This is a genomic window from Roseateles koreensis (genome assembly GCF_028595305.1).
Classification (GTDB): domain Bacteria; phylum Pseudomonadota; class Gammaproteobacteria; order Burkholderiales; family Burkholderiaceae_C; genus Paucibacter_A; species Paucibacter_A koreensis.
Map to the genome: position 1 here is coordinate 1 of NZ_JAQQXS010000025.1, position 9666 is coordinate 9666.

Genomic DNA, 9666 nt, shown 5'->3' on the forward strand with positions numbered 1-9666 from the left:
GCTTGTCTCGCTGGTGGCTACCCACCAGCATCTCCAGCGTTCCGCTTGAACCGCCGTATGCGGAACCGCACGTACGGTGGTGTGAGAGGGCTGAGGGAGCAATCCCTCACCCTACTCGATCAGGTGGAGGGGATTTGACGCGCTGCAGCACGTCTTCCACAGGAGGCTGTGCTGGCTCGGTTAGCATGCCGGCATGAATTGGCCTTATGAGTTGCAGATTGGCTGGCGCTACACGCGCGCCGGCAGGGGCGGGCGGCGCAACCGTTTCATTTCCTTCATTTCTGGGGTGTCGGTGCTGGGCATCGCCTTGGGCGTGGCCGCACTGATCATCGTGCTGTCGGTGATGAACGGCTTCCAGAAGGAAGTTCGGGACCGGATGCTGTCGGTCATCGCCCACGTTGAGCTAACGAGTTACAACGGCGACGCCTTGCCGAATTGGCAGGCCACAGCTACACGGGCGGCCGAAAACCCGGCGGTCCAGGCGGCGGCGCCGTTCATCGCCTCACAGGTTTTGATTGCGCGCGGTGATGAAATGCGCGGCGCGATGGTGCGTGGGATCGAGCCGTCGGCTGAAAGCGGCGTCACGCCCTTGGCCGCCCAGTTGAAAGACAGCGTGCTGCAGCACTTGCAGCCCGGCGCCTGGAATATCGTGCTGGGCGTTGAACTGGCGCGCGCCCTGGGTTTGCGCGTGGGCGACAAGGTGACCGTGGTGACGCCCAGCGGCGATGTCTCCCCCGCTGGCACGTTGCCCCGTATGAAGCAGTTCACGCTCGTTGGCACCTTCAATGCGGGTCACTATGAGTACGACAGCGGCATGGCTTTGATCCACGTGCAGGACGCGGCAAAGTTGTTTCGTGTGACCGGCCCGTCTGGCGTGCAACTGCGTTTAAAGGATGTCTACAAGGCGCGAGAAGTGGGGAATGAATTGGCGCGCAGCATGGGCCCGGAAATCCGGGTGCGCGACTGGACCCGCAGCAACGCCAACTGGTATGACGCCGTGCAGGTTGAAAAGCGCATGATGAGCATCATCCTGACCTTGATCGTCGCCGTGGCGGCGTTCAATCTGGTGTCCACGCTGGTGATGACGGTGACCGACAAGCAGGCCGACATTGCCATCCTGCGCACCTTGGGCGCCAGCCCTCGCTCGATCATGGGCATTTTCATGGTGCAGGGGGCCACTTCGGGCGTGATCGGTACGCTGGCCGGTGTCGGCCTCGGGCTGCTGGTCGCTTGCAATATCGATGTGATCGTGCCCTTCATTGAGCGCCTGCTCAACACCAGCTTCCTGCCGGGCAGCATCTACTTGATCAACAAGATGCCCAGCGACCCGCAGAGCGCGGACATCGTGCCCATCGTGGTGACTTCATTGATCTTGGCGTTTTTGGCGACGCTCTATCCGAGTTGGCGCGCAAGCCGTGTGCAACCTGCTGAGGCTTTGCGTTATGAATAATCAAGCGCGGGATTGGGTGCTGCAAGGTTTTAGGCTGGAGCGGCGGTTTTCAGAGGGCACCCTGGATGTGCGCGTGCTGGCTGGGGTTGATGTGGCGGTGCGCCGAGGCGAGACTCTGGCCATTGTGGGTGCCTCAGGGTCAGGAAAATCCACACTGTTGCATTTGCTGGGCGGGCTGGACAAGCCCACCGCAGGTCGCGTTGTACTGATGGGGCAGGATATGTCTCAACTGAGCGAGACAGCCCGAGGCGAGTGGCGCAATCGGCACCTGGGGTTTGTCTACCAGTTCCACCACCTCTTGCCTGAATTCAGTGCGCTGGACAATGTAAGCATGCCCCTGCGGATTCGCCGCATGCCAGTGGCACAAGCGCGTGAACAAGCTGTGGCCTTGCTGACGCGGGTTGGTTTGGGTGCGCGGTTGCAGCATCGCCCGGCCGAATTGTCGGGTGGTGAACGTCAGCGCGTGGCCATCGCACGTGCGCTGGTCACGCGGCCGGCCTGTGTGCTGGCCGATGAGCCCACGGGCAATCTGGACCGCAGCACCTCGCAGGCGGTGTTCGAGTTGATGCTGAGCACGGCGCAAGAGCAGGGCACCGCTTTCGTGATGGTCACGCATGACCCCAGCCTGGCCGCCCAATGCCAGTCGCAGCTCAATTTGGTGAGCGGTCAGGTGCAGACGACCGTTGCCGCGCCCCGCGGGGCAATCGCCTGAGCGGGGCGAGTCGGGTTTTCAATTTTTCAAAATCAAAACGCAGTTCACACCATGAATGCCTCTCCCAAACGCTTTATCCTCAAGCTCAGTTGCCCTGACCAGGCCGGTATCGTTCATGCCGTGACGGGCTTTTTGTTGGAGCAAGGGGGCAATATCCTGACTTCAGCGCAGCACGGGGATGCCGATCACCAGCGGTTTTTCATGCGTATCGAGTTTGAATGTGCCGCGGGCGCAGAGCCGGGCGCCATGCGAGAGGCCTTTCAACCGCTGGCCCTGCGTCTACAAATGGATTGGGAACTGGTGGACGCGCAAGCCAAGACGCGGGTATTGCTGCTGGTGTCTAAGCTGGGCCACTGTTTGAACGACCTGTTGTTCCGCGTGCAGACGGGCCACCTGCCCATTGAAATTCCGGCCATTGTTTCCAATCACCGCGATTTTTATCAGCTGGCTGCGTCCCACAACATCCCGTTTCACTACTTCCCATTGCTGGGCGCCACGGAGGTGCAAAAGCAGGCTCAAGAGCACAAGATTCGTGAGGTGATGGCCGACAACCGGATCGACCTCGTCGTGTTGGCCCGCTATATGCAAATTCTGTCGCCCGAGCTGTGCCGTGACCTGTCGGGCCGGGCCATCAACATCCATCACAGCTTTTTGCCCAGTTTCAAAGGTGCCAAGCCCTATCACCAGGCCTATCAGCGGGGCGTCAAACTGATTGGCGCCACGGCGCACTACGTCACGTCGGACCTGGACGAGGGGCCGATCATCGAGCAAGAGGTGGCGCGTATCGACCACAGCCTTGAGCCCGAGCGTCTGGTGGCGATTGGCCGTGACACCGAGTGCATGACGCTTGCGCGCGCCATTCAATGGCATGCCGAACATCGGGTGCTGATGAATGGCAATCGAACAGTGGTGTTCAAGTAATTGACCCGTCTCCATCGGTTCCATCCAGGTTGCATAACTTGATCGCGATACGGCATGTGGATTGATAGTCATTGCCACCTGGATGCGCCGGAGTTTGATAACGATCGCGAGGCCGTTGTGGCGCGCGCGCGCTCGGCGGGCGTGCCTCAAATGGTGCTGCCCAGCGTGACGGTTGCCGGTTTTCAGGCGCTGCACGATCTGGCACATCAGCATCGTTTTGCGTATGCGCTGGGCATTCACCCGCTCTACACCTCGCAAGCCAGTGATGCTGATTTGACAGCGATGGAAGCGCGCTTGTCGGCTTGCCGGGACGACCCTCAGTTGGTGGCGGTTGGGGAGATTGGCTTGGATTTATTTGTGCCCGGCCAGGACGTGGCGAGGCAGACCCATTTCTACATTGAGCAGTTGAAGCTGGCGCGCAAATACCAGCTGCCCGTTATCTTGCATGTGCGCCGCAGTGCAGATCTCTTGCTAGCCGGCCTGCGGAGGGTGGGTGTCAGCGGGGGCATCGCCCATGCCTTCAATGGTAGCGACAGCCAGGCGCAACGCTTTGTCGACTTGGGTTTCAAGTTGGGGTTTGGCGGCACCCTGACGTTCGAGCGGTCCGCGCAGATTCGGCGTTTGGCGCAGCAACTGCCGGCCAGCGCGCTGGTTTTGGAAACCGATGCACCGGACATTCCTCCACAATGGCTTTACAAGTCAGCAGCGGAGCGGGCGCAGGGCGTGCGTGCCCGCAATGAGCCGTGTGAGTTGCCCCGCATCGGTGCCAGCCTGGCGGAGCTGCGCGGATGGACAGTGGCCGAGACAGCCGCCATCGTGAGGGGCAACACCTATGCTGCACTGCCCAGGCTGGCGGCATGGGATCAGGCTCGGGTCGTGCAAGGTGCTGCTTAGGCCATGGAATTGACGGCGCCCGGCGAACGTTTGAACGGCTTGCCGCCGGTGTGGTCGGTGCAAGCCAAGCTCCTGGTGCTAGGCAGTTTTCCGAGTGCGGCGTCTTTGGCCAGCCAACGCTATTACGGCCATCCCCGCAATCAGTTCTGGCCTATTTTGTCTTCGCTTTGGGGCCACGATTTGATGCACATGAGCTACGCCGAGCGCTTGGCGTTTGTTTGTGAGCGTGGCCTTGCGATATGGGATGTTTATGACTCCTGCGAGCGCAAGGGGAGCCTGGATAGCGCCATTCAAGCTACTCAACTCAATGACTTGCCGGGCCTGGCGGGGCGCATGCCGGGCTTGCGTGCCATCGCCCACAATGGCGGGGAATCTGCGCGTTATCGGCGGGTGACCGAGGGTTTGGGATTACCGGTTTACACCTTGCCGTCGACCAGCCCGGCAAACGCGAGTTGGTCGTTCGAGCGCAAGTTGGCCGCATGGCGTGAAGTGTTTGAGAAGCACGGACTTTTGGAGTGATATGAGCAAGAGCAACAAGAAGCCCGTGTGGGCGCCCGCCACATTGTCCGAGTACGACGGCGTTCGCTTTCTGCACCTCGACAGCATCTGGGTGCAAGGGGCCATGCGAATTAGAAAGCCGCAGCAACTTGAGCTGGAATACATCCAGCGCATGATGGTGTGGATGTTGTGGCGGGAGAGTGAATCCTTGCGTGACGGCCATGCGCTGCAATTGGGGCTGGGCGCCGCGGCGTTGACCCGCTTTTGTCACAAGGTGCTGAGAATGCGCACGACCGCGGTGGAGATCAACCCCACCGTGATCAGCGCTTGCCGTGCGTGGTTTCATCTACCGGAAGATGATGCCCGGCTGATGGTTGTCAATGCGGATGCGGCGCGTTGGGTTGAAAACCCGCAGCATGTGCAGACGGTGGACGTGCTCAATATCGATTTGTATGACCACGATGCCGCATCCCCGGTGCTGGATGACGAGGCGTTTTACGCCCACTGCCGGCAACTGCTGGTGGAGGGCGGGCTGATGACCGTCAATTTGTTCGGGCGCGACGCCAGTTTCGCGCGCAGTGCCTTGCGCATCGCCCGGGTCTTTGGCTCCGATCAGGTGTGGAGTTTGGCGCCCACCAAAGAAGGCAACACCATCGTCGTCGCCGGCCGTGGCGTGCAGGTGCCGGACCGGGAGGAACTCGAACGCAGAGCGGCTAATATCGAGTCGCTGTATGCCTTGCCGGCACGCAAATGGCTGCGTTTGGTCAGGCCATTGCCCCTCAACCTCATTCAACAGTTGGAAATCGAGCCTAGAACATGAGCGCAAAGACTCTTTCGGCAGCCAAGGCCGCATCGGTTGAGGGGCGGCTGGATTGGCGGGCCATGTTGCACTGGCTGCAGGAGGACGGGGTGATCGACGAGGCGCAGGTCATGCGCACCCAGACCCGGTTTGCCGCCGGAGACAGCTCGCTTCATCCCCTGGTGCGCTTGGGCAATGCTGGCCTGACACGCCAAGACTCAGGCAAGGCTTTGGATGTGGATGCCTTGACCGAATGGCTGGCCGCCAGGGCCAAGCTGCCCTACTTGCGCATTGACCCCTTGAAGGTGGAGGTGGGGCGGGTGAGCGACGTCATGTCGGTGGGTTATGCCGAGGCCAAGCGTTGCCTGCCCATCCAAGTGGGCTTGACCGAGGTGACGATTGCCACCTCGGAGCCCTTTGACACCTCGTGGATTGCGCAGATCGAATCGCACATGCGCAAGCCCATCAAACGGGTGGTGGCAAATCCGCTGGATATTGCGCGCTATACCACCGAGTTTTTCACGCTCGCCCGCTCGGTGCGTGCTGCGGCAAAGGTGGGGGAGTCCAATCAGGCGGCCAGTTTTGAGCAACTGGTGGAGCTGGGGCGCAGCAACAAGCAGCTTGACGCCAATGACCAGGGCGTGGTGCAGGTGGTTGATTGGTTATGGCAATACGCTTTTGATCAGCGCGCCAGTGACATTCACCTGGAGCCGCGCCGTGAGATGGGCGTGATCCGCTTTCGTATCGACGGGGTGCTCCACACGGTGTATCAGTTGCCACCCACGGTGATGAGCGCCATGACCTCGCGCATCAAATTGCTGGGGCGCATGGACGTGGTGGAGCGGCGGCGGCCGTTGGACGGGCGCATTAAAACCCGCAACCCAGCGGGCGATGAAGTTGAAATGCGGCTCTCCACGCTGCCCACTGCGTTTGGCGAAAAAATGGTCATGCGCATCTTTGACCCCGATACGGCGGTCAAGGATCTCACCATGCTGGGATTTTCCGGCCATGACAGTGAGCGGTGGGAAAAACTCGTCAGCCAGGCGCACGGCATCATTTTGGTGACCGGCCCCACAGGCAGCGGCAAAACCACCACCCTTTACTCGACGCTCAAGCGCCTTGCAACCGATGAGGTGAATGTCTGCACCATTGAAGACCCGATTGAAATGATCGAGCCGGCCTTCAATCAGACGCAAGTTCAAAGTGCGTTGGACCTGGGCTTTGCTGAAGGGCTGCGCGCCTTGATGCGGCAAGACCCCGACATCATCATGGTGGGCGAAATTCGTGACCTCGCCACCGCGGAGATGGCGATTCAAGCGGCCTTGACTGGGCACCTGGTGTTTTCAACCCTTCACACCAATGATGCGGCTTCAGCCATCACGCGCTTGACTGATTTGGGCGTGCCGTCTTACTTGATCAGTGCCACCGTGATTGGCGTGCTGGCGCAGCGCCTGGTGCGTACGCTTTGCCCTCACTGCAAGGTGCCTGATCCGAGCGTGACCCGTGACACTTTGAATGAAATGCTCAAACACTGGCGCATGAACGGTGGCGTCAAGCCCTACAAACCGGTTGGTTGCCTGGAGTGTCGGCACACCGGGTATCGAGGGCGTGCGGGTCTGTATGAGTTGTTGACGGTCAGCGAAACGATCAAAACCCACCTGCACCCGACGCCTGATTTGTCAGCGTTGCGACGCCAGGCGATGCAGGAGGGCCTGCGCCCCTTGCGTTTGGCGGGGGCCATGAAAGTTGCAGAAGGCTCGACTACTTTGGAAGAAATCTTGCGCAGCACGCCGCAATGGCAAAGTTAAGCCCCTATCGCGTCGCCCATCGTGTTGCGGGCAATGCCATGCTTTCTAGAATGAGCCAGCCTAACTGAGACTTGTACAGGCCCCTGTATCTGCTTGAGCACACCACGGAATAGACGATGAAGATCAAGAGCCAACGCGATTTTTGGTCAGGCCTGCTGTTTGTGCTGGTCGGCGTGGCCTTTGCTTGGGGCGCGATGCACTACAAATTTGGCGGGGCCGCGCAACCCGGGCCGGCTTACTTCCCATTCTTCTTGGGCGTGTTGCTGGCTTTGTTGGGAGGGTTGATCTTGTTCAAGGCGCTCAGCATTGAATCTGATGGTGGTGACCCGATTGGGGCGATTGCCTGGAGGCCTTTATTGCTCATCGTTGCCGCCCTCGTATTTTTTGGCCTCGCATTGCCAACACTGGGCCTGATGCTGACGCTGCCTGCCATGGTGCTGATGCTGGGTCTGGCGAGCGCTGAATTTCGTTGGAAAGAAACCGTGCTGTACAGCCTGATTTTGACGCTGGCGAGTTGGTTGCTGTTTGTCTGGGGATTGAAATTGAGCATTCCGGTGTGGCCCGCGATGGTCGGTGCGTGAGGGCAGAGCGATGGAATTGCTCGACAACCTCACCTTAGGTTTGCACATTGCCATGAGCTGGCAAAACCTGCAGTACGCTTTTGCAGGGGCGTTGCTGGGCACCTTGGTGGGGGTGTTGCCCGGTTTGGGGCCGGTGGCCGCCCTCGCCATGCTGATGCCGTTCGTCTACTTCTTGGACGCTACGCCCGCCTTGGTCATGCTTGCTGGCATCTATTACGGCGCCCAATATGGCGGCTCGATCAGCGCCATTTTGCTCAACGTGCAGGGCGAGTCGAGTTCTGTGGTGACCGCGACGGATGGCCATCAAATGGCGCGGCAAGGTCGTGCCGGTGCAGCACTTGCCGTGGCGGGTTTGGGTTCTTTTTTTGCCGGATGTGTGGCAACCGTATTCATCGTTACGCTCTCTCGGCCCTTGGTTGTGTTGGCGTCTAGCTTTGGGCCTGCCGAGTATTTCTCACTCATGGTGTTGGGGCTCGTGGGTGCTGTGGTGCTGACATCAGGCTCCTTGGTCAAGGCCATCGCCATGATTGTCCTGGGGCTGTTGCTCGGGCAAGTCAACACTGATGCGTTGTCGGGCACGCCACGCTTTACCATGGGCATCGCGGAGCTGAGAGGTGGTATCGGATTCGTTGCAATCGCGATGGGTTTGTTTGTCCTGGGAGAAATCATTGCCCATCTTGGACAAGCCGAGGCGGAGCGTGAAGTGCTCACTGCCAGCATGAACGAGCTTCGGCCGACGCGGCAGGACTTTCAAGAAGCCTGGCCCTCGGTTCTGCGCGGCACTGCACTGGGGGCGGTGTTGGGTGTCGTGCCCGGTGGTGGGGCCCTGCTGGCCTCGTTCGCGTCCTACACACTTGAGAAAAAAGTCGTCAAACGACCCCGTGTACCCTTTGGTAAAGGAGCGATTCAGGGCGTCGCTGGACCGGAGTCTGCCAACAACGCAGGCGCGCAAACCAGCTTCATTCCCATGCTGGCTTTGGGCATTCCGCCGAATGCTGTCATGGCCCTGATGATCGGTGCGATGACCCTTAAGGGCATACAGCCGGGCCCGCAGGTCATGACCAGCAATCCAGGCCTGTTCTGGGGTTTGGTCGTCTCCATGTGGGTAGGCAACCTGATGCTGGTGGTCTTGAACCTTCCGCTGATTCGCATTTGGAGCAAGGTGCTCACGGTCCCCTATCGTCTCTTGTTCCCAGTCCTGGTTGTCATTTGCTGCATTGCTTCCTACGCGCTCAAGGGTGACAGCTTTGATGTCTACATGACGGCCGTGTTCGCATTGATTGGCTACATGTTCTACAAATTGAACTGTGAGCCGGCCCCGCTTCTGCTCGGGTTCATCATGGCCCCAATGATGGAAGATAACTTGCGCAGAGTGCTGCTGTCCGAGGGCGACTGGAGCACCTTCCTGTCCCGACCCTTGTCTGCTGGATTGCTGATCGCAGCCATGGTCATGGTGATCGTGGTCCTGCTACCCAGAACCACGAGTGACCGGGATGGAAAGATTCAAGTAGACTGAAACCTGAACTTGATCGTGTTTGAACTCAGTTGAGGCGCCGCAATAGGTGTCAAATCGCTCGCTCGTAATTCTTCTCCGCACGAGATCCAGCGAGACAACGCACGTGCGTGGTATGTTTTTGAAAAAAGTGGTGCGCGCCGAAAATTCCTGTGCTACAGTAGAGGGCTTCGCTGCTGACAAGTTGCTTCTTTCGAAGCGGCTGACTGATGAAAGTCAGGGGTGGCGAAGAGAGGTGTTGATTGAAAGCGTTTTAAACAAGTTGTTGAATAAATTGTTTAAAACACTTGACGAGTTTAGTAAAAACAAGTCATAATCTCGCTTCTGTGCTGTTGACGACAAGTTGATGGCGACAAGCAAGACTTCAGAGTCTGCTTGCAACGAATTGATTGAACTCTAGGGTTTGGTTGATTTGAGTTCTTTAATAATTCACAGCCGATAAGCGTGGGCGTTTGAAGAAGAGTGCTGATGTTTGGTGACAAGCATCAAG

At 59.1% G+C, this 9666-nt stretch carries 9 protein-coding genes; all 9 read left to right on the forward strand.

Annotation, left to right across the window (positions count from 1 at the left end):
- The first annotated feature begins 193 nt into the window (after window positions 1-193).
- On the forward strand, window positions 194-1450 hold the full coding sequence (locus PRZ01_RS18940) for a lipoprotein-releasing ABC transporter permease subunit (protein WP_273598411.1): 1257 nt from the start codon (window positions 194-196) through the stop codon (window positions 1448-1450).
- Window positions 1443-2162 (forward strand): lipoprotein-releasing ABC transporter ATP-binding protein LolD, encoded by a 720-nt coding sequence (gene lolD / locus PRZ01_RS18945; RefSeq protein WP_273598412.1) that lies wholly within the window; start codon window positions 1443-1445, stop codon window positions 2160-2162. Before PRZ01_RS18940 ends, lolD begins: the two co-directional genes overlap by 8 nt.
- A gap of 51 nt (window positions 2163-2213) precedes the next feature.
- Window positions 2214-3083 (forward strand): formyltetrahydrofolate deformylase, encoded by an 870-nt coding sequence (purU, locus tag PRZ01_RS18950; RefSeq protein WP_273598413.1) that lies wholly within the window; start codon window positions 2214-2216, stop codon window positions 3081-3083.
- A gap of 54 nt (window positions 3084-3137) precedes the next feature.
- Window positions 3138-3977 carry a TatD family hydrolase gene (locus tag PRZ01_RS18955; protein ID WP_273598414.1) on the forward strand — a complete coding sequence of 280 codons (840 nt, stop codon included), beginning with the start codon at window positions 3138-3140 and terminating at the stop codon, window positions 3975-3977.
- A gap of 3 nt (window positions 3978-3980) precedes the next feature.
- Window positions 3981-4496 (forward strand): DNA-deoxyinosine glycosylase, encoded by a 516-nt coding sequence (locus PRZ01_RS18960; RefSeq protein ID WP_273598415.1) that lies wholly within the window; start codon window positions 3981-3983, stop codon window positions 4494-4496.
- A 1-nt stretch (window position 4497) separates the two neighbouring features.
- The gene (locus PRZ01_RS18965; protein ID WP_273598416.1) at window positions 4498-5295 is read left to right on the forward strand and encodes a spermine/spermidine synthase domain-containing protein; all 798 of its coding nucleotides are present in this window, start codon (window positions 4498-4500) and stop codon (window positions 5293-5295) included.
- Complete coding sequence (locus PRZ01_RS18970) at window positions 5292-7082, forward strand: GspE/PulE family protein (protein WP_273598417.1); 1791 nt, start codon at window positions 5292-5294, stop codon at window positions 7080-7082. The genes PRZ01_RS18965 and PRZ01_RS18970 overlap by 4 nt, the downstream gene beginning before the upstream one ends.
- Before the next feature lie 116 nt (window positions 7083-7198).
- On the forward strand, window positions 7199-7663 hold the full coding sequence (locus PRZ01_RS18975; RefSeq protein ID WP_273598418.1) for a tripartite tricarboxylate transporter TctB family protein: 465 nt from the start codon (window positions 7199-7201) through the stop codon (window positions 7661-7663).
- A 10-nt stretch (window positions 7664-7673) separates the two neighbouring features.
- Window positions 7674-9179 carry a tripartite tricarboxylate transporter permease gene (locus PRZ01_RS18980; RefSeq protein WP_273598419.1) on the forward strand — a complete coding sequence of 502 codons (1506 nt, stop codon included), beginning with the start codon at window positions 7674-7676 and terminating at the stop codon, window positions 9177-9179.
- The last annotated feature ends 487 nt before the right edge of the window (window positions 9180-9666 follow it).

Coding starts and splice junctions, on each gene's coding strand:
- lolD (WP_273598412.1), top strand. CDS start 1,443: ATGAATAATCAAGCGCGGGATTGGGTGCTGCAAGGTTTTAGGCTGGAG.
- PRZ01_RS18980 (WP_273598419.1), top strand. CDS start 7,674: ATGGAATTGCTCGACAACCTCACCTTAGGTTTGCACATTGCCATGAGC.
- PRZ01_RS18940 (WP_273598411.1), top strand. CDS start 194: ATGAATTGGCCTTATGAGTTGCAGATTGGCTGGCGCTACACGCGCGCC.
- PRZ01_RS18960 (WP_273598415.1), top strand. CDS start 3,981: ATGGAATTGACGGCGCCCGGCGAACGTTTGAACGGCTTGCCGCCGGTG.
- PRZ01_RS18975 (WP_273598418.1), top strand. CDS start 7,199: ATGAAGATCAAGAGCCAACGCGATTTTTGGTCAGGCCTGCTGTTTGTG.
- PRZ01_RS18970 (WP_273598417.1), top strand. CDS start 5,292: ATGAGCGCAAAGACTCTTTCGGCAGCCAAGGCCGCATCGGTTGAGGGG.
- PRZ01_RS18955 (WP_273598414.1), top strand. CDS start 3,138: ATGTGGATTGATAGTCATTGCCACCTGGATGCGCCGGAGTTTGATAAC.
- purU (WP_273598413.1), top strand. CDS start 2,214: ATGAATGCCTCTCCCAAACGCTTTATCCTCAAGCTCAGTTGCCCTGAC.
- PRZ01_RS18965 (WP_273598416.1), top strand. CDS start 4,498: ATGAGCAAGAGCAACAAGAAGCCCGTGTGGGCGCCCGCCACATTGTCC.